18 protein-coding genes are annotated in these 20,496 nt (G+C 52.5%); 17 read left to right on the plus strand and 1 reads right to left on the minus strand.

The genetic code is table 11. The features are described 5' to 3' along the window. The first annotated feature begins 2 nt into the window (after positions 1-2). From D888_RS0106495 to ndk, 16 genes are all read left to right on the plus strand, one after another. The gene (locus D888_RS0106495) at positions 3-770 is read left to right on the plus strand and encodes a segregation and condensation protein A (RefSeq protein ID WP_020675738.1); all 768 of its coding nucleotides are present in this window, start codon (positions 3-5) and stop codon (positions 768-770) included. Then, on the plus strand, positions 763-1,368 hold the full coding sequence (scpB, locus tag D888_RS0106500) for an SMC-Scp complex subunit ScpB (protein WP_020675739.1): 606 nt from the start codon (positions 763-765) through the stop codon (positions 1,366-1,368). Before D888_RS0106495 ends, scpB begins: the two co-directional genes overlap by 8 nt. Continuing rightward, positions 1,365-2,084 (plus strand): pseudouridine synthase, encoded by a 720-nt coding sequence (locus D888_RS0106505; protein ID WP_020675740.1) that lies wholly within the window; start codon positions 1,365-1,367, stop codon positions 2,082-2,084. The genes scpB and D888_RS0106505 overlap by 4 nt, the downstream gene beginning before the upstream one ends. Positions 2,085-2,259: 175 nt before the next feature. Beyond that, positions 2,260-4,440: a tetratricopeptide repeat protein gene (locus D888_RS0106510; RefSeq protein ID WP_020675741.1), complete on the plus strand. Its 2,181-nt coding sequence runs from the start codon at positions 2,260-2,262 to the stop codon at positions 4,438-4,440. Positions 4,441-4,527: 87 nt separating this feature from the next. Then, positions 4,528-5,472: an ExeA family protein gene (locus D888_RS0106515; protein ID WP_020675742.1), complete on the plus strand. Its 945-nt coding sequence runs from the start codon at positions 4,528-4,530 to the stop codon at positions 5,470-5,472. A 75-nt stretch (positions 5,473-5,547) separates the two neighbouring features. Beyond that, on the plus strand, positions 5,548-7,377 hold the full coding sequence (gene mutL / locus D888_RS0106520; RefSeq protein ID WP_033423234.1) for a DNA mismatch repair endonuclease MutL: 1,830 nt from the start codon (positions 5,548-5,550) through the stop codon (positions 7,375-7,377). Between the two features lie 7 nt (positions 7,378-7,384). Continuing rightward, positions 7,385-8,305: a tRNA (adenosine(37)-N6)-dimethylallyltransferase MiaA gene (miaA, locus tag D888_RS0106525; RefSeq protein WP_020675744.1), complete on the plus strand. Its 921-nt coding sequence runs from the start codon at positions 7,385-7,387 to the stop codon at positions 8,303-8,305. 17 nt (positions 8,306-8,322) lie between these two features. Further along, positions 8,323-8,556, plus strand: coding sequence for an RNA chaperone Hfq (gene hfq / locus D888_RS0106530; protein ID WP_020675745.1), 234 nt, complete (start codon positions 8,323-8,325; stop codon positions 8,554-8,556). 127 nt (positions 8,557-8,683) lie between these two features. Beyond that, positions 8,684-10,000 carry a DUF512 domain-containing protein gene (locus tag D888_RS0106535; RefSeq protein ID WP_020675746.1) on the plus strand — a complete coding sequence of 439 codons (1,317 nt, stop codon included), beginning with the start codon at positions 8,684-8,686 and terminating at the stop codon, positions 9,998-10,000. Between the two features lie 9 nt (positions 10,001-10,009). Beyond that, on the plus strand, positions 10,010-12,442 hold the full coding sequence (locus D888_RS0106540; RefSeq protein WP_020675747.1) for a heavy metal translocating P-type ATPase: 2,433 nt from the start codon (positions 10,010-10,012) through the stop codon (positions 12,440-12,442). 9 nt (positions 12,443-12,451) lie between these two features. Then, entirely contained in the window at positions 12,452-12,931 is a 480-nt protein-coding gene (locus D888_RS0106545) for a TIGR00725 family protein (protein ID WP_020675748.1), read from the plus strand. Beyond that, entirely contained in the window at positions 12,921-13,988 is a 1,068-nt protein-coding gene (locus D888_RS0106550) for a DHH family phosphoesterase (RefSeq protein ID WP_020675749.1), read from the plus strand. Before D888_RS0106545 ends, D888_RS0106550 begins: the two co-directional genes overlap by 11 nt. Positions 13,989-14,082: 94 nt before the next feature. Further along, a complete protein-coding gene (locus D888_RS0106555; protein ID WP_020675750.1) occupies positions 14,083-15,141 on the plus strand; it encodes an N-acetylmuramoyl-L-alanine amidase family protein in 1,059 nt (352 codons plus the stop codon). Further along, the gene (rph, locus tag D888_RS0106560; protein ID WP_020675751.1) at positions 15,141-15,869 is read left to right on the plus strand and encodes a ribonuclease PH; all 729 of its coding nucleotides are present in this window, start codon (positions 15,141-15,143) and stop codon (positions 15,867-15,869) included. The genes D888_RS0106555 and rph overlap by 1 nt, the downstream gene beginning before the upstream one ends. Beyond that, on the plus strand, positions 15,869-16,477 hold the full coding sequence (locus tag D888_RS0106565; RefSeq protein ID WP_020675752.1) for an XTP/dITP diphosphatase: 609 nt from the start codon (positions 15,869-15,871) through the stop codon (positions 16,475-16,477). The genes rph and D888_RS0106565 overlap by 1 nt, the downstream gene beginning before the upstream one ends. Positions 16,478-16,579: 102 nt before the next feature. Further along, positions 16,580-17,002, plus strand: a complete 423-nt coding sequence (gene ndk / locus D888_RS0106570; protein WP_020675753.1) for a nucleoside-diphosphate kinase — start codon at positions 16,580-16,582, stop codon at positions 17,000-17,002. A 120-nt stretch (positions 17,003-17,122) separates the two neighbouring features. On the opposite strand, the gene ovoA is transcribed toward ndk, so the two are convergent. Then, complete coding sequence (ovoA, locus tag D888_RS0106575; protein ID WP_020675754.1) at positions 17,123-19,231, minus strand: 5-histidylcysteine sulfoxide synthase; 2,109 nt, start codon at positions 19,229-19,231, stop codon at positions 17,123-17,125. Between the two features lie 202 nt (positions 19,232-19,433). Between ovoA and rlmN the strand changes: the two genes are divergently transcribed. Beyond that, a complete protein-coding gene (gene rlmN / locus D888_RS0106580; RefSeq protein ID WP_020675755.1) occupies positions 19,434-20,474 on the plus strand; it encodes a dual-specificity RNA methyltransferase RlmN in 1,041 nt (346 codons plus the stop codon). Positions 20,475-20,496: the final 22 nt, after the last annotated feature.

The following is a 20,496-nucleotide window of genomic DNA, read 5'->3' on the forward strand; positions in this document are numbered from 1 at the left end:
TGATGTCGATTGCTATCAGTCTGCCGAACTTCGACGGTCCCCTTGATTTGCTGCTTCATCTGATAAAAACCAACGAAATGGATATTGCCGATATCCAGATAGGTGAAATCACCGAGCAGTACCTTGCCGTGATTGATCAGATGCAACAGCTGAATCTGGACGTCGCCGGTGAGTTTTTAGTCATGGCGGCGACCCTGATGCATATCAAATCACAGATGCTGTTGCCAGTTTCAGAAGATATTGTCGGTGAAGACGAAGAACTTGATCCACGCGCTGAACTTATCCGGCGTCTACTGGAATATCAGCGCTATAAGGATGCGGCCAATAATCTGGACCTCCGTCCCTGTCTGAAGCGTGACGTTTTTTTACGCCAATTCGTTGAGCCTGACACAAGCGAAGCCAGCGTGGGAGATGATATTAGTCTCGGGGTGTACCAGTTGGCAGCTGCATTTCATAAGCTGCTGAAACACGCCAAAATCGACGTTGTTCACGAGGTTATGCGTGAGCAGTTGTCGGTTTCTGACTATATTCATAAGATTCTCGAGCAGCTGCAATCTTGCGAACAACGCGCCTTTGCGGATTTTTTTACCCATAGGGGAACACGGCGTGAAATGGTTGTGACTTTTCTGGCGATGCTCGAACTTGTGAAAATGCGGATGATCAAGATTTCACAAAGTGCGGAGTTTCAGCCGATTTGGCTCAGCCTGGCCGTACAGAATTCCGGGCCCGATCCCTTGGCTCTGGACGAGGAGGCGATGGGGTATGGATGAACGTTGCCGGGCGGTTGCGGCATTAATCTTTGCCGCTGAGGGTCCCATGAGCCTCGATCGTCTTTGTCTGTTTTTTGAATGCCAACGTGCGGAACTCAGGCCTGTCATTGACCGTCTGCTTGAGGCGTATCCTGTCTCACGGGGTGGCTTCTATCTGGCTGAGATCGCCGGGGGATATCAGTTTCGCACTGACCCGGACCTTTCACATTGGTTGGGCAAGTTGAATCGTGATCGACCTTTCCGCTTTTCACCGGCGGCTCTGGAGACCCTGGCGATGATCGCTTATCGGCAACCGGTGACTCGAGGCGAGATCGAATATTTGCGCGGTGTTGATTCCGGGGGAGTATTAAAAACCCTGCTCGATAAGGGATTTCTGCGGATTTTGGGGAAAAAAGACGTCCCCGGTCGACCTTTAATGTATGGGACCAGCCGGAACTTTTTAGAATTTTTTGGTTTGAAAGATCTGAGTGATCTACCGACGTTACGTGAATTTACAGCTTTGGACCCAGGACTGGATTCTGCTGCTGATCTTCAGACGGAAAGCGGGCTGGCGCCAGCTGAAGAACTGATTATTGAACAGGAATTGAAAGACGCATGAAAGAACGATTGCAGAAATTAATCTCACGCTCCGGGTTGATGTCACGTCGCCAGGCAGAGGTGAAGATCCGTCAGGGGCTGGTCTCGATTGATGGTCGCATCGCTCAATTAGGGGAGAGCGCCGATCCTGCATTGGAAGAGGTTCGGGTTGAAGGGGCGCAACTTCAGTTCGATTCTCATACACTAACCCTGATCTTGAATAAACCAACCGGATACATCTGTACCATGAACGATCCGCAAAACCGTCGTCTGGCGAGTGATCTGCTGCCGAAGGAACTCGGACGCTTATATCCGGTCGGGCGACTCGATTATAATACGGAAGGATTGCTGTTATTGACGAACGATGGAGAACTCGCTCAGCATCTGACCCATCCAAGTCATCAGGTGACAAAAACATATCTGGTTAAGGTCCGCGGGTGGTTGGATGATGCCGGCCGAAATAAGCTGGAAACAGGCGTCCCCCTGGACGACGGCCTGACTGCTCCGGCAACCGTTTCTGCAGTGCGGCGTAGTGGCAAAAACTGCTGGTTTGAACTGACCCTCGGGGAAGGCCGGAATCGTCAAGTTCGCCGAATGTGTGATGCTATCGGTCTTTCGGTCATTCGATTGAAGAGAATTGCCTTGGGCGATTTACACCTTGGGGAACTCGAAACTGGAAAGTTTCGTGTTTTACAGGCGACTGAATTACTCAGGTTGAAAAAAAATGCGGGTCTGTAATACTCTAAACCGGTGAATATGGAGTGGGAGGGGCCATTGTATTCTCAATATCGTCTCTCCCAGAACAAGCTGTTTTTCCTAGGGAAACAGGGTGTCTTTCTTGACAACTCGGAATCTCATCGCTTATCTTTGGCGAGTTGATTCTGAGTCCGTTTTGAAGTGGGGAGCACATCTTTTGTCAAACAAGCAAAAATATATTGATTCAGCGCAGAAGAATATCAAGAAAAAACTCTTTTCCCGGGCGATCAAGGACTATCAGAAAGTCGTGGAAGTTGATCCGCGAGACATCCGTTCACGCCAACGCTTGGCAGAACTCTTCGTAAAAACCAATCAAACCGGCGAAGCTTTTGAGCAATACGAGGCAGTTGCCAAGTATTTTGCAAGTAATGGATTTTACCTCAAGGCGATCGCTATTTATAAACAAATGCAACGCCTTGATCCAAGTCAGATCAATATCTTCAGCCGACTTGCGGAGTTAAATGAAAAACAGGGGCTGGTGGGTAATGCCCTTGCGGAACTGCGACATCTCGTAGGTTACTACGAAAAGAACAACATGGTGGCCGATGCGATCAAGACGCTTGAGAAGATGCGTGATCTTGATAGTGGCAGTATCAATGTGCAGGTCAAACTAGCTGAAGTTTATGCTAATAATGAGCGTGTTGCCGATGGACTTGCGGAATTTAAAGATATTTTAAAGCAATTGGAAGGGAAGCAAGATTTCGATAAAATTTTACGTCTCTACCGAATATTCCTTCCGCTCTTCCCACAAAATATTGATCTGCAAAAAGGATTGGCGCTGACCCTGATTCAGGTGGGGGATTCCTCCAAAGGCATTACGCTACTTCAGCAGTTGTTGCGAAACCACACCTGTGATGCCGAAATTCTGCCGATCCTCGGTACTACATATCAAGACTTAGAAGATTATAAAAATGCTCGTTTGACTTATCTTCACCTGCTGAAACTGGATTCCAGGGATCTGGACGCTCGTGAAAGTTTGGTTCAGTGTTATCTAAAAGAAAAAAATTATCCTAAAGCACTCGCTGAGCTGGAAGACTGGAAAGAAGCATTCCTTAAGATTAATCGATTGGAGCGGCTGCAAGAATTCTACGAATCCCTGCAGTCCATGTTGCCCGGAAATCAACAGGTTCTTCAGACCCTCGACTCCATCTATGAAATGACCGGGGATGGGGGCAAGCGCCTTGATATGGTCTCAGGGACAGTTACACACGGAGAGATTGGTTCTGTGCGTGCCAACGTCGCTGAAGAGACTCTGTCAGACTCCTTGCTGGGCGACATGGGGTCTGGCGATGATAATCTTGATTTTGACGTGTCTGATCTGATTGGTGATTCCGTGGGTGCCGAGATTCCGGTTGCTGAAGAAGGGTCCGAACTGGAGCTAGAGCTTCTGGACGAGGTTGAGCCTGAGGAAGAAGATGAGTTTATTGAGCTTAATCTCACAAATTCTCCTGACGCCGAAAAAAGTAATTCATTTGAAGAGATGAGCCTCGACTTTGATCTTGATGATGATGACATTTCGGCCCCTTCTCGGGACGTTGATGCCGATCTGGAAGAAGCTGAATTTTATCTTCAGCAGGGGTTGTTTGAAGAAGCCGAAAAAGTTTGTATCAGTATTCTCGAGCAACTACCCGATAGCATGGAAGTGAAAACCAAGCTTGAGGAGATCAGGTCTCGCAGGGATGTGCAGGGCCTTCAGGGAGAAACTTCTACTGAACTTCAGGATCTTGCCGCCGAGCTGCTTGAAGAGGGCTTTCCTGAAATGGATATCGAATTGACCGACGAGGCAGGGCGGGACCAGTTCGAATCCTTTTCCGATTCTCCGCCAAAAAAGACTGAGAATACTTCGCGTAAGGTTTTCCGCACTGATGTTGATGAGCAAATTGCGGCAGATGATATGGAGTCACATTACAATTTGGGGATCGCGTATCGCGAGATGGGTCTGTTTAGTGACGCCGTTGCTGAATTTGGTAAGGCTGAAAGAGATCCTGCCCGTTTTGTGGATTGTCAGACTTTAAAGGGTCTTTGTTGTGTTGATCAGGGTGACTTTGAAAAGGGTGAGGAAGCCTTTCTTGCCGCATTGGCTGGTGATGATCTGGCGGAAGGTCAGAAGTTGAGCCTGCATTATGAGCTTGGGCTTCTATACGAAAACTGGGAACGTCCTCTGGATGCGCTGGATAGCTTTCAGTATGTTGCTGATTCCGAGCTTTTTTTTCGTGATGTCGCCGACCGTCTGGAGCAGTTGCGAAAAAAATTAGGGCTTGATGATGACTCCGACCAGCAGAAGGCCGATGCAAAGGGTGAATCGTTGGTACCGAAGGATCGGATCTCCTTTCTGTGAATAAACTTGCAATTGACCGATATTTAATCGTGCCTCAGGTTATGCTATTCGCTAGCGGTTGCTGTTTAACCCTGAGAAGGAGGGATTATGGGGTACGCTGAATATTTTAATCTTGAGCGGGAGCCTTTTTCCAACGCGCCAAACGATAAGTTTTTTTTCAATAGTGATCAACATAATCAGGCTTTGCTGCGTTTGATGTATGCCGTCGACTCGAATAAGGGTCTTGCTGTTTTGGTTGGTGGTGTAGGGACGGGCAAGACAACTCTGGCGCGTCGAATGCTGGATAACTTGCCTCTTGATCAATATGAATCTTCCCTGCTGGTGATGATTCATTCCGGCATTACTCCGGTGTGGATTTTATCGCGCATCGCCCTGCAGCTTGGGGTCAAGGCTCCCGATAACGATCCATTGAGAATCCTCAAGCAGCTCTATGAAAGACTATTGCAGATTCATGATGAAGGTCGCAAAGCCGTGGTCCTGATTGATGAAGCGCAGATGTTACAGAGTCGCGAACTGATGGAAGAGTTTCGCGGTCTGCTTAATCTTGAAATTCCAGGGAAAAAACTGCTCAATGTTGTGTTCTTCGGTCTCTCGAATCTGGAGCAGAGCATGAAACTCGATGAACCGCTTGCCCAGCGGGTAGCAGTTAAATACACGCTCAAGCCTCTATCTGCAGAGACAACGCACAGTTACATTGCTCATCGCCTGCGTGTTGCGGGGGGTGAAGAGATGCTGTTTGAGGAGTCCGCCATTGATAAGATTCATAAGTATGCTGGTGGTGTACCGCGACTAATCAACACGATTGCCGATAATGCGCTGTTTGAAACATATTTGCGACATGACTTGATTGTTTCTGAGGCGGTCGTAGATAGTGTTTCTGAAGATCTTGGGTTGAGTAACCCCATAAGTTTTCAACCGGTTAGCACTCAAAGTGCCGTTGTCTCTGCAGTGCCAGAAGCTCAACCCGATGGTGATGATCAAAATGATTTGGAGGCTATTGACACAATGCTCCAGGGCTTTCAGGAGGGTTGAAACTCCCAGCCAGCGTGCTTTTGATTGTAGCGACCGGGAGTTTGGTCGCTACTGTTGTTTTAAGTGAGGTTTTACTTGGATAACCGATCCCGCATAAAAATTTTAGATGAAAGTCTGTGTAACCAGATTGCGGCAGGAGAGGTGGTTGAGCGACCAGCTTCTGTGGTCAAGGAACTGGTAGAAAACTCAATTGATGCGGGCGCTGATGAAATAATTGTCGAGCTTGAATCCGGAGGCTGCAAATTAATTCGTGTCGGTGATAATGGTTGTGGCATGAATCGACAGGATGTTTTTTTATGCCTTGAACGGCATTCGACAAGTAAAATTCACAAAGCCGAAGATTTGTTCGCTTTGACGACTTTGGGTTTCCGGGGGGAAGCGCTGGCGTCAATTGCGTCCGTTTCTCGCTTCCGTCTGCGCAGTAGTGCTACCGATGATGGTCTGGGGCAGGAGCTTCTGGTAGAGGGTGGACATGTTAAAAGAGCAGAAGAAGTTGGCATGGCACGCGGAACCCTGATGGAGGCCCGCAACCTTTTTTTTAATCTTCCCGCCCGGCGAAAATTTTTACGTCGAGAGCAAACCGAACTCGGGCATTGTGCTGATGTTGTCACCAAACAGGCCCTTTCACACCCTGGTATTAGTTTCAAGTTGTCGCATAATGGTCGTTCCATGCTTGACCTCCGCTGCGAGAAGGGGCTCACTGAACGCGTCGCGGCCCTTCTTGGCCGTGAAATGCTCATGGAAATGCAGGGCGTGGATGTTAACGATGAGGCTGTCGGCATCCGTTTGCGGGGTTTGATGGGACAGCCGAGTCTGAACCGTTCTGCCTCGACTCATATCTATAGCTTCATCAACGGCCGTTATATTCGTGATCGTGTTGTGCAGCACGCCATTATGGATGGTTATCGGCACCTGCTGATGAAGGGCCGCTTTCCGGTTGTGGTGCTGTTCCTAGAGGTTGCACCGGACAAGGTGGATGTTAACGTTCATCCGACCAAGCACGAAGTGCGATTTAGGGATCAGGCCCTGGTTCATAATTTTATTGCCGCGTCCCTGCAGCAGCAGCTGAAGCCCGCCAACTGGGTGCAACCTCAGACAGCTGAAATCCCTGTTCCACGATCCGAACCAAGCCACCCTGCGCCCTTCGTTGCCCCTCTTCAGACCTCTTTTATCCGTGAGCCGCTCGCTCCGCTCTATGCTCATCGACCGACACCTGCGTTGACCCCTGATTCTGTGAGCGCTGAATCTGTCGGGGTGGTATCCGTCCCACCGCCAGGGGCTGATTCTTCAGGCCCTTTAGCTCATTTTGATGATCGGCAACAATATTTTTCAGGTCTGCGCTATTTAGGTCAGTATCATAACAGTTATCTGCTCTGTCAGGACGGTGACGATCTGCTGCTGATCGATCAACACGCCGCTCATGAGCGGATCGGGTTTGAAAGTTTGAAAGCCGGGATATCAGCAGGACAGATTGAGCAGCAGAGTCTGATGTTCCCCGAAATACTCGAACTCGATTTCCGTAGTAGTCAAGCGCTTGCCGAGCACCTGGGCGATCTCGCGCAACTCGGCTTTGATGTGGAACCTTTCGGCGGGAAAAGTTTTGCTTTAAAGGCGGTACCGCAGCTTCTGGCGGGGGAAGACAACCGGCGGTTAATTGTTGATATTGCTTTAGATCTCGAACAGGTTGGCAGCAGTGGCGGGCTGATGGATAGGCTTGACGATGTGCTGATCATGATGGCTTGCCACGGGGTCATTCGCGCAAATCAGGCCCTCGATCCGCGCGAGGCTCGAGCCCTTCTGGAGCAACTGGATCGGGTCGATTTTAAAGCAAACTGTCCTCACGGTCGGCCGGTAATGCAGCGGATGCGCCTGGTCGAGATTGAGCGCCTGTTCCGGCGGCAATAAGGGGTCTATGGCGCAAATTCCATTGTTGGTGATTCAGGGCCCAACGGCTTCCGGCAAGACCGGATGGGCGATTCGGCTGGCTAAATTTTTCCCGCTTGAGGTGATCTCTGCCGATTCGCGTCAGGTTTATCGACGTATGGATATCGGCACAGCCAAGGCGTCTCTTGAGGAGCGCGCCGGTATCCCACATCACATGCTCGATCTGATCGATCCCGATGAAAGTTATTCGGTCGGTGACTTTGTGACGGCGGCGCGAGAAATAGCGACGGAAATTTTTGCGCGGGGAAAGCTACCTTGCGTGGTTGGCGGGACGGGACTCTATACCCGCGCCCTGATGGGTGGTCTTGCCGACGTTCCGCGCGGAGATGATGATTTACGCATTCAACTCAACCAGCGCGAAGAACAGCTGGGGCCAGGAACCCTTTATGCTGATCTGCAGCAGATTGATCCCGTCTCGGCCTCCGGGGTTCATCCTCACAACCTGGTGAAGATTATTCGTGCTCTGGAGGTCTGGAAACTGACCGGAGAGCGGATTTCCGACCTCCAGCGCAAGCACGGTTTTGTCGACCCCCTTTTTAAATCTCTGAGTTTCGTGCCTGATTGGTCTAAAGAGACTCTGCACCAGCGGATTGCCGAGCGCACCCGGCACATGGTCGATAACGGTCTTATTGAGGAGACGGCCGCGCTGGTTGCCGATTATGGAGAAAACCTTAAGAGCCTGCAGACCCTCGGCTATCGGGAGGCGCTCGCCTATTTACGCGGGGAGGCCAGCCGGGATGAAATCAAGGATATGATTGCCCTGCAGACCCGCCGTTATGCTAAACGGCAGCTCACCTGGTTCCGTAAGGAAAGCGAAACAATTTGGGTTGATTCCTGTCAAGAGTCTGATAGAGTGTTGGACTTAATTGATAATTTAATTCTGCCGTAATGATGAAGGAGCGGATCATGCCAAAATCACCATTTAATATTCAGGACCAATACCTGAATCAAGCCCGCAAGGAACATGTCAAAGTGACCGTGAAAATGATGTCGGGTGACAAGTTTGAGGGTCATATCAAGTCATTCGACAGCTTCTGCGTTCTCGCCGAAAGTGATGGCGATATCCTGGTTTACAAGCACGCCATAGCTACAATAACCTCTTCTGACGGGACTTTCCGCCTTCATGGAGGCCGTGATTAGTTCCTTATTCAATATAGTGGACATTAAACAGGGGTGCCAGTAATGGCGCCCCTGTTCTGTTTTTTCTAAAAGAGATCTTTTGGGGCCGGTGTAGCGACCGGTGGTAAGTCGATGCTAGGATGTAAATATGATTAAAATTGATCAAGTCATGCCCGATTCGCCGGCCGATATTGCTGGCGTGGAATCAGGGGATCAGTTGCTGGCGGTCGGTACGCGGACTGTTACTGATATTGTCGACTATTTCCTGGCCCTTGAAGGTCAATCCACCCTGTCTTTGTTGTTGCAGCGGAATAACGCGCCCCCCTTTGAAGTGCAATTCGAACTGGAAGAAGAGGAAGATCCGGGATTGGTGCCGGAACACCCGGACCCGACGCGGTGTGGCAACAACTGTATCTTCTGTTTCGTCCATCAACTCCCCAAGGGGTTGCGCCGCACCCTGTATGTCAAGGATGAAGACTATCGGTTCTCCTGGCTTTACGGTTCTTATGTAACCCTGGGAAATATCAACGAAGTCGATCTGCAGCGGATCATCGCTGACCAGCTCTCCCCGTTATATGTTTCCGTTCACGCGACCAACGAAGATGTCCGGTGCCGGCTGTTGGGGAAAGAGGTGCCTCCAATTTTGCCACAATTGGAGCGGTTGACCGCGGCGGGGATCGAGCTGCACACGCAGATTGTTCTTTGTCCGGAGTTTAACGAGGGGGACGTGCTACAGCAGACCATCGATGATCTGGCCGCCTTTTGGCCAAATATCATTTCTCTCGCCGTCGTCCCTCTCGGCCTGACCCGTCATCGCGCTCATCTGCCTGACCTTCAACCCGTCAGCCAAGGCCTTGCTCGCGAGACCCTGGACATCATAGGACGCACACAACAGCGGCAGCTTCAGAAAACCGGAAGTCATTTTGTGTTTGCTGCCGATGAGCTCTACCTGCGGGCCGGGGTTGATTTCCCGCTCATCGAAGATTACGAAGAGCTCTGGCAATATGAAAACGGGGTCGGCATGATACCGCTTTTTCGCCGTGAAGCCGAAGAGGTCCTTCTTGATGCGGGCGCACTTGAGGTCGGAACTGTCAGCCTGGTGACCGGGGCGTCCTTCGCCTCCGAACTCAAAGGCTTTGCCACGCGGCTTGGGACCAGGGTTGGCGTTAATATCCAGGTGGTGGAGGTCGAGAACAGGTTCTTTGGCTCCAGTGTCACGGTGACCGGGCTGCTGACTGGAGCCGATATTCTGGCGGCCTTTGAAAACATCGATCCAGGAGATGCAGTTCTCCTGCCAGATGTACTTTTCAATGACGGGGATAATCTCCTGCTCGACGATCTGCGACTTGAGGATCTCGAACGCCAGTTGAAGATCCCGGTGTTGCGGATCAGCAGCGATCCTTGGGGCGTTCTGGATGGTCTCGAGCGGCTTGACGCTAACGATATCGAAATTTTGCAGGGGTGATTGTCAGCTATGACCGCGGCAAAGAGTCTTCCGGTTTACGGCATGAAATGTCAGAAATGTGTTGCTCGGGTTAGTACGCTGTTGGCTGAACAACCAGGGGTAAGCGAAGTCGAGGTAGCTCTTGCGGAGCAACGCGCCTGTTTTGTCCTGGATCCCGCGGTCGGTTCGCTTGAGGTTATTGTCGCTGCCGTTGAAACTGCCGGCTTCTCAACCCACCCCCCGGTTGAAACTGAATCTTCCCCGCCGCTCCTCAAACAGATAGCGCCTATCGCACAGCACCGGTTTGCCATCAGTAAAATGAGCTGCGCTAACTGTGCGGCGACCGTAGAGAAGACGATCTCAGCTCTGCCCGGGATCCTGTCCGCACAGGTCAATTTTGCCGCTGAAATTCTCATGGTTGAGCATGATGGTGCGGCTGAACGCGAGAAGGAAATATTACAGGCGCTCGAAAAGGCAGGCTATCCCGCCCAACTTCAGGACGACCCCGATCGGCAAATACTTGAGGCGCGGCAAGCCTTTTACTGGGTGCTCTATTCAGGCCTGCTGGCCGTGCCGATCATGTTTTTCATGTACCTGCAACCCTTTGGTGAGGCGACCCGCCTCGTCAATGCAGGTCTCTCCACGCTGGCGCAGTTCAGTGCCGGACTGATATTTTATCGTGGTGCCTATAAGTCGTTGCGCAACCGTTCGGCCAATATGGATGTTCTTGTCGCCATGGGGATCACCGCAGCCTATGGATATTCGGTCTTGGCCCTTCTGGGCCTGCTTGGCGAGCATGGGGTTGTTTTTTTTGAAACCAGCGCGATGCTGATCTTCTTTATTCGTTTCGGCAAGTGGCTTGAAAGTCGTGCCAAGGGGCATGCTGGTTCCGCTCTGAAAAAGCTGCTTAAATTGCAGGCCGATCGTGCAACTCTGGTGGTGAATGGTATCGAGGAAGTGGTTCCTGCCAGTCGCTTGAAACCTGGCGACCTGCTGGTGGTGCGCCCCGGAGAAAAGATTCCGGCAGATGGACAGATTGAAACCGGGATCAGCGCTGTCGATGAATCGATGATTACTGGCGAGGCTGTCCCGGTGGCGAAAAAGGCAGGAGATCTGGTGACCGGCGCCACGCTGAACCGTTCAGGACGGATTCTGGTCCGGGTCACCCAGGTGGGGAGTGATACGGTCCTGGCGCAGATTGTGCGACTGGTCGAAGAGGCGCAAGCTGACAAGGCGCCGATTCAAAAGCTGGCGGACCGGGTGTCAAACATCTTTGTGCCGCTGGTTATCACCATTTCTCTGACGACATTTCTGCTTTGGTACGGCGTCGCGGGAAAAGATTTTCTTTTTGCCTTCCGCATGGCGATCGCAGTGTTAGTGATTGCCTGTCCCTGTGCCCTGGGACTGGCGACCCCGACCGCGATCATGGTCGGCTCGGCGATCGGACTGGAACGTGGCATCCTGTTCAAAAAGGCCTCAGTGCTCGAGCATATTTCGCGACTCCAGGTGTTGCTGCTGGATAAAACCGGTACATTGACCACGGGGGTATTTGTGGTCTCCAATCTGGTTCCGGCTGCAGGGGTGGATGAGAACCGTCTTCTGCGGCTGTGCGCCTCGATCGAGGCCGGGAGTAATCATCCCCTGGCGCGCAGTCTGGTAGCGGCCGCGGTTGAACGTGAGATCGACTTTACTCCCCTTGAGGAAATCGAAGAGATCGGTGGTCAGGGGTTGTGCTCTAAGCAGGAGGGCGGAGAACTGCTCTGTGGGAGTGCGCAACTGCTTGAAGGGCGACAGGTCGATCTTTCACCGCTTGCCGCAGAAGCGGACAGCCTCACAGAAAAGGGCTGTTCGCTGATCTATCTCGCGCATGCCGGAAGCTTAATCGGCATTATCGGTCTGGCCGATCAGATTAAGCAGAATGCGGCCTCCGCACTCGCTGGTTTGCGCAGGCTTGGACTTGAACTGGTGCTGGTGACCGGGGACCGCAAAGTGGTGGCGCAACAGGTCGCGGAGCAGCTTGGGATTGACCTTGTCGAAGCTGAAGTGAGACCTGAGCAGAAGTTGGCAATTGTAGAGAAGTACCAGAAACGTGGGGTCTTTGTCGGGATGGTCGGAGACGGGATCAATGATGCTCCGGCCCTGGCCAAAGCCGATATCGGCATCGCTATAGGGAGCGGGACAGATATCGCCAAGGAGACCGGCGATCTGATTCTGGTTGGTGGTGATATTCGTGACATTGAACGCGGGATCCGCTTGGGGCGTCGGACGCTGGCCAAGATCAAACAGAATCTCTTTTGGGCTTTCTTCTATAATATCCTGGGTATCCCTCTTGCCGCCGGGCTGTTTTATTCCTGGTTCGGCCTCTATCTCGAACCGGAGTACGCCGGGTTGGCCATGGCCTTCTCCAGCGTCTCGGTGGTCAGCAATAGTTTGTTGTTGCGGCGTATCCGGCATCAATTGTAGTTTGTGGTGATGAAAATAAAACCTCGAATCATCGGAGTTATCGGCTCGTCTGCCTCCAGTCAGGCTGGATTGGATCTGGCCTTTCAGGTCGGTCAAGGGATAGCGAACGCTGGGGCAGTGTTAGTGACAGGGGGGCTGGGCGGGGTTATGGAATCCGCGTCAAGAGGTTGTGCCGAGGCCGGCGGTCTGGTGCTCGGCATTCTGCCCAGTGTCGATTCCGACACGGCGAACCCCTATGTTGATATTACAATCCCAAGCGGCATGGGACACGCGCGCAATATTCTGGTGGCACAGACGGCCCAGGCTTTGATTGCGATCGAAGGCTCACTTGGGACTCTGTCGGAAATTGCGATCGGCTTAAAAATCGGGCGAGCGGTTTTTCTGCTCGGATCAGAGCTGCGGGTCGAGGGCGCCGTTCCGGTGGAGACCGCACATATGGCGGTGAACGCAGCGCTACGGGCGCTGGAGGAGGGTTCGAATGACAGATGAGACCGTTGTCTCTACCGAAACGCCCCGCTGTTGCGGTAGTTCGGTTGTTGAGAAGCTGATCGACTGGATTCGTGGCAAGGGACGCATCCTGATCGTCACCCATGATAATCCCGACCCCGATGCCCTGGCAGCCGCTGTCGCCTTGCGTCATCTGCTTCTGATGAGAACGGGTGAGAAAGCAGTGGTCGCCTTTGGCGGGGTGATCGAACGCAGTGAAAATCGTATGATGGTCGATGCCCTTGAGCTTGATGTGGTACCGATTTCTGAACTGAATTTTGATGATTTCGGGGTGACCTGCATGGTTGATACCCAGCCTGGCACCGGAAATAATTCTTATCCTGAAAATCGCCCTCTGCATCTATTGATAGATCATCATCCGCCGCTTCGCAATTACTCTGATATTTATTGGGTCGATGTGCGGCCTGAATATGGGGCATCGGCCACCATTCTATTCGAATATCTGCGCGCTCAGGGTCTCTCGATCGCTACGCGATTGGCAACCTGCCTTTTTTATGCGCTGAAATCCGAAACTCAAGATCTGGGGCGCGAATGGTCTAAAGCTGATCGCGAGGCTTATCTTTATCTGTTGCCGCTGGCGAATAATCAGATTCTTTACCGTTTGACCCATCCCCCTGTATCGAGCACCTACTATTCGACTTTTCACCGCGCGATAGAGAACGCCACGGTGTACGGCAAGGTGCTTGTTTTCAATCTTTTTCATGTGGAGAACCCCGATCTTGTCGCTGAATTGGCCGATTTTCTGTTACGCCAGAAGGATGTCTGCTATGTCTTGGGGCTCGGCTGTTATAAGGGAGATGAGCTGTTGTCGGTTCGTACTACCAAACCGGAAGCTCGGCTCGGCTCGGTGATTCGGGAGATGATCGCAGGGATGGGGACCGCCGGCGGTCACGGCATGATGGCGGGCGGGCAGATACGTGGAGTCGCAGAAGATAAAAGCTCGCAGCAAGAGTTGGAACATCTGCTGACGCGGCGCTACATTAAAGCCCTCGGATTACAGCCAGAACCAGGTATCGCGCTGTTGGAGACCAAGCCATGAGCCCCTCTGCGGGTTTGACACTTATCCTCAGGCCGAGGTATAACGGCTTGCCTTTGATGCATAGATTACAACGACTCCTGCAATGAAACCTGCCATGTCCAAACTTCTTTACCTTATATTTCTTCTGCTTCTGCTGACGGCTCCGGCCTACGCCGACATCGAACTTGCGCCAAAAGGGAAGCAACCCTTGCTTTTAACCGACGTTTACCTTCAAAACGGTCTTCCTTATGTTGCCCTTGATGATGTGTTGGATGCCGTCTCTCTTCGCGGTGACTGGGATTCGGTGAAGCACGTCTATCGCATCAATACCCCTCAGGGCACGGCTGAACTCAGCCCTGGCCGGCAGAACCTTAAACTCGGGGATAATTTCTATCCCTTGAAGGAGAAGCCACGCTTTATTGACGGGCGTTTGCGGGTCTCCGAAAATTTTATTCTTGGTCAGTTACCAATGCTGATTAATCGGCCGATCTATTATCGCAACCTGAATCCGGTCGAAGATCAATCCGAGGTCGAAGATAATTCCCTTGATCGGCTCTTTTCGTTTTTGTTGCGTAAAAAGAATGCTCCGATCGGGAATAAGCTCCGCGGCGTAGCCATCGACGTTGGACACGGTGGTTTGGACACCGGTGTGATCGCCCCTGACGGCTACAAGGAGAAGGAGTTTACTCTCGCCCTGGCAGAGCGTCTCAGCAAGACGCTTAAAATGAATCTTGGCATTCCGGTCTATCTCAGCCGGGATGAAGATTATGAGCTGACCCCCAAACAAAGACTCGCGCCGGTGACCCATGAAGATGCTGATGTCTGGCTGTTGCTGCATGCCCAGGGGGGATTTTCTCCTCAGGCGGCGGGCGCGGTGCTCTTTATCCGGGGGCATAAGGCTAAGGATGGTCAGGCCCCAAGGGATGAGAGCCGAGACCTGGCGAAGTATTTAAGTGCTGCCCTTGTGCAGGCCGGTGTCCCTGTGGCAGGAATCTTTTCTTCTCCTCTGATTGCTCTGGGCAAAGGGAGTTTGCCGACCGTGCAGCTTGAACTCGGCTATCTGACAAATCCTGATGACCTGGCACGCTTGCGTAGCTCCGCCGGTCAGCAACAACTGGCTCAAGCTTTGTATCAGGGTTTGCAAGATTTCACCCTTAACCGAAAGATAAATTGATGTCTGATTTTAAACGCACTCAAGATCGACCTGCCGACGCCTTGCGTCCGGTAAGTTTTACGCGAAATTTCACCAGATATGCCGAAGGCTCGGTACTGGTCTGTTTTGGGGAGACCAAGGTTCTGTGTAATGCCAGTGTTGAGGAGCGGGTCCCGCCGTTTATGCGTGGTCAGGGAAAGGGCTGGGTTACTGCCGAATACAGCATGCTGCCGCGTGCCACCCATACCCGCTCGATGCGCGAAGCGGCCAAGGGGAAGGTCTCAGGTCGCACTCAGGAGATACAACGTCTGATCGGCCGTTCCCTGCGTGCCATCACCGACCTTGAAGCCTTGGGTGAAATTACCGTGCAGATCGATTGTGATGTGTTACAGGCCGATGGCGGCACCCGCACCGCCTCGATTACTGGGGCCTATGTGGCGCTGAAGGATGCCCTGCAGGGGCTGGTCGACAAAGGGACGCTCAAAAAACTCCCGCTTCTCGATTCCGTTGCCGCCATCAGCGTCGGGATCGTTGAGGGCGCGGCACTGCTCGACCTTGAATATATCGAAGACTCCGCTGCTGATGTCGATATGAACTATGTCATCACCGGAAGCGGCGAGTTTGTTGAGGTCCAGGGGACCGCCGAGGAGCGGCCCTTTACCCTTGAGCAGATGGATCGCATGCGCCAGCTGGCCCTTGACGGGTGTCAGGTCCTTAACCGGTTGCAGCAGCAGGCGTTTGAGCTCTGATGAAGCTTCTGGTTGCAACCAAAAACGCGGGGAAACTCCGGGAGATTTCGGCCCTGTTCGTCAATCAGGGGGTTGAGGTTCTGGGTCTGAACAGTTTCCCGAATGCCCCGGATGTGGTTGAAGACGGGGACAGCTTCTCTGCAAATGCGCGCAAAAAAGCCTTGGAAATTGCCCGGTTTTCAAACTGTCTGACCCTGGCAGATGACAGCGGACTTGTGGTGCCGGAGCTGGGTGGGGCACCCGGAATATTCTCGGCGCGCTTCGCCGGAGAAGCTGCGACTGATGAGCAGAATAATTTGAAACTGCTCAATGAGCTGAAGACAATTCCACCTGAGAAACGGCAGGCCTACTTCTGCTGTGTCATGGCACTGGCCGATCCTGAAGGGCGCTGCCGGACCAGTGAAGGTCGTCTGTTGGGGCACATGATCAGCGAATTTCGGGGGAAACACGGATTCGGCTATGATCCGCTCTTCCTGGTGCCGGAATATGGCAAAACTCTGGCGGAGCTGCCGTTTGAGATAAAGAATCGTATCAGCCATCGCGGCAAGGCGCTGTCTCAGTTGCTGCCGTTATTTAAGATCGCTGATCCCTTGCAGGATGGACTGTGACCGGCAAATGTTCACCGAACCCGGACTTGACAGCGTTCAGGCCCGATGTTAAAAATGCGCGTCAATTTGACAGATAACCGATCTTTTTTAGGAGATAAACAGATGGCCGTTGAAAAAACATTCGCAATCGTCAAACCCGATGCCTTTGCCGCTGGTTATGCCGGTAGAATCCTCGCCCGTATCTATGCCGAAGGTTTCAAAGTCGTTGGTCTGAAAAAACTCTACATGAGCAAGGTTGAAGCTGAGGGCTTCTACGCGGTTCATGCAGCGCGCCCCTTCTTTGGCGAACTGACCGATTTCATGAGCAGCGGGCCCTGCATCGTGATGGCCCTCGAAGCCGAAGGTGCTATCGCCAAGTGGCGTGACCTGATGGGTGCCACCAATCCGGCTGATGCCGTCGCCGGAACCCTGCGCAAAGAGTTTGGCGCTTCGATCGGTGAGAACGCGACCCATGGTTCTGATGCTCCCGAAACGGCTGCGTTTGAGCTGGGTTACTTCTTCAACGGCCTGGAACTTCTTGGTTGAGTTACTGACTTAGATATATGAACGTAAAGAGGCCGGGAAAATTCCCGGCCTCTTTACGTTTGATCTGGATATCGATCTCCATGTTCAGGTCTTGTTTCTCTGGTTTTTACCCCCGGATATTCATTCAAATTTTTCCCAGATACTCACCTGAGACACTGTATGTTGGAACTTGCGTGCTGTTTCTCGAATCACAAAGGGGAGGTCCTGTGGTTCACCAAGCAAGTGGAAGTGCGAACTGAGTAGTTCTTGCAACCCTTCAAAACTGGTGAAGGGTTCACCAGCGCGTCGAACTGCGCCGATCCAGTTCTTTTTTTTGGTAAATTCTTCGAGCCAGGTATAGGGCGACGCGATGACCAGCAGTCCGCCAGGGTTGATCCTTTCGCTTATGCTGGTCAGAAAGTGGGCCGGATCAGACAGGCGATCGATGAGGTTGGCCGCTATCACCAGATCGTACCCCTTAAACTGGGGTTTTAAATTGTGAGCGTCCCCCTGGACAAACTCGATCTTCGGGCTGGTTTCGCTTAAGCCGAAGCTGTCAAGCTGCTGCTCATGGACAGAGACGATGTCACCCTCCTCCGGGAGCTGGTAATGAATGTTCCCTTTGAGTTGGAGTTGGTGGGCAATGCGGATAAAACGCGCTGAAAAGTCGATGCCGGTGACCGATTCGAAATGTCGGGCGAGCTCGAAACTCGCACGACCGACCGCGCATCCGAGATCGAGGGCCCGCTCTTTGGGCTTGCCTCTCATCGCGGCCATAGAGAGGGACACGAGTTGCGCCTGGAAGTTTTTTACCCCGAACTTGTCCGGGCCAAAGTGGGCGTCACAGTATTGGGCGACAGCGGCGTCGGTTTCGTACATTGCGTCGGCGATTTCGAGTTCCTGCTCGGTAGCGACATAACGAAAGCCGGCGTGTTGGAAGAAGTGGCGGCGAAAGGCGTAGCGTGCATCCCGGGTTGCCTCATTACCGGTTGAAATCCACGAGCCCCCCTTGATCAGGTTGTGCTGGGTGTCGAAGGTCGGGGTTGAAAAGTCGTCGTACCAGGGATGGACTTCAAAACCGGCAAAGCCACTGATCGAGGTCTCGGTCCACTGCCAGACATTCCCGATCAGGTCGTAAAATTTGCCAAAGGGAAAGCGGTTCACCGGGCAGGGGGAGGCCCAGTATTCCAGATTAATATTGCCCGGCGCGTTTTCCCACCAGGGTTGATCGGGGATCTCGTGCAGGTCATACATCCGTCTCCACTCATCCTCGGTCGGCAGGCGGATCGGTAGCCTGCTGCTTTGTGCTTTCCAGTTGCAGAAGGCTTTGGCTTCCAGTTGGTTAACCTCGACCGGCCAGTCCCAGGGCATGTTGATCACTTGCGCCAGAGTCCGCAAACGGTAGTTTGATCCGTCTTTTAGCCAGAAGAGCGGCCGCTCGGCGCGACTGAACGCGAGCCAGCTTTTTCCCTCTTCGCTCCAGAATCCCGGTTGTGTGTAGCCGCCCGCCTCGATGAATTCACGAAATTCGTGATTACTGACCAGATACTGACTCGCGGCGAAATCATCGACCGTAAAGCTATGTCGGCCATATTCGTTATCCCAGCCGTAGAGCGGGTGATCCTTGGTTTTGCCCAGGGTTACCTTGCCTCCCCGAACCGGAAGAAGCTCATTTTGTGGTGCCGTGCCGGTCTCGCTGCAGATCTCCCACAGGGGCAGCTGGCGCACCATCTCAAGTGGGAGCCGGCGGATAATGACGGACGATGTCTCAATATGAATCCGCGAATGTTCAATCCCCATCATGATCGCCCAGAAGGGGCTTTCTGCGTCGATCGGCAAGGTCAGAGGCAGGCTCTCGATCACTTCATCGACCCGCTTGCGCACCTGCTCACGGTAGGCTTTGACTGCGGCGACCGTCGGCCAGTCGTAGTGTTCTGCGTTCAGGTCATCCCAGGACATTTCATCTACGCCGATGGCGAACATCGATTCGAAAAACGGGTTGATCCGGGTGCTGATAATGCCGGCGACGATTAGCTTGTTAATGTAAAAACTGGCGGTGTGGCCGAAGTAAAATATCAGCGGATGGCGTAAGGGCTCGGCCCGCAGATAAAAAGCCGCATCACAGTCGAGCAGGTCGTAGAGCTTCTCGTCGAGGCTGAAGGATTGATGAAAGTAGTCACGAATTTCGCGGCGTTTATCTTCGACTGTGCCATTATTGAGAATAATGGTGCGGGTGCTCCTCTGATCCATAACAAACTCCTGAAGGTAGATTTTAATTTCGCACATTATAACAGGACGGTCGTGATCGGTCTGCTTGTTGGTTTAACCTTTATGAGAAAGGGGCGTTTCTTGCTGATAACTGGAGTTTCCGGGTACTTTCTCTTGAATTTACTGTATCCTTTGGGCTAACTTTCATATTTCTCCATTTCTTTGTCACAGATAGTGTTCCTCAATGAATGAAAATCTCTTAATTGATATAAAGAATCTAACCCTGGCTGAGTTGACCGTGCTGCTCTCCGACCTGGGGAAGGAAAAATTTCGCGCCCTGCAGATCATTAAATGGGTCTACGCGCGTGGCGTCACATCGTTTGACGAGATGACCGATTTATCAAAGGTGTTACGCGAGGACCTGAAGCAGCGCTTTATGGTGTCGGATTGGACTCCGGAGCTGGTTGAAACATCATCGGACGGAACGCGTAAATATCTTTACCGCCTGAGTGATCATGAGAGCGTCGAGACCGTGCGGATTCCTATGGAGAGCGGCAAGGATACCCTGTGCATCTCAACCCAGGTGGGCTGCGCCATGCAGTGTCAGTTCTGCATGACTGGCACTTTCGGTCTGACCCGAAATCTGACCGTGGCTGAGATTGTCAATCAGGTTTGCGCCTCGCTCAAGGATGGTCCGCTGCAGAGCATCGTCCTGATGGGGATGGGGGAGCCGCTGCATAATCTGGATAATGTGATCAAAGCGCTGGATATCCTTTATCTTGATCAGGGCTGCGGCTTCGGCCCGCGGCGGGTGACGCTGTCAACCTCCGGGCTGGTGCCGCAGATGTTCGAGTTGGCCAGGCGAGTCAAGGTCGGGCTGGCGGTGTCGTTGAACGCGACTACCGACGCCTTGCGTGACCAGTTGATGCCGGTGAACAAGAAATATCCCCTGGCAGAACTTTTGAAAGCTTGTCGTGAGATCCCCCTTGAACCGCGGCAGAGGATTACCTTCGAATACATCTTGATAGGCGGAGTCAATGATACGCTGACCGATGCCAAGCGTCTGGTTAAATTGATGCACGGCCTGCGCGCCAAAGTGAACCTGATCACCTACAACGAGCACCCGGCGTCAGCATTCAAAAGTCCGAATCCAAAGGCGGTTGAAGAATTCCAGCGTTATCTGCTTGATCGCGACATTATCGCCATCAAGCGTGCGAGCAAGGGGCAGGATATCTCGGCGGCTTGTGGGCAGTTAAAGGGGAAGCTTGAGAGGCATGATGTGTGATGCGAGTTAAGCGATGTGTGGA

Origin of the sequence: Geopsychrobacter electrodiphilus DSM 16401, from assembly GCF_000384395.1 — a bacterium.
Classification (GTDB): domain Bacteria; phylum Desulfobacterota; class Desulfuromonadia; order Desulfuromonadales; family Geopsychrobacteraceae; genus Geopsychrobacter; species Geopsychrobacter electrodiphilus.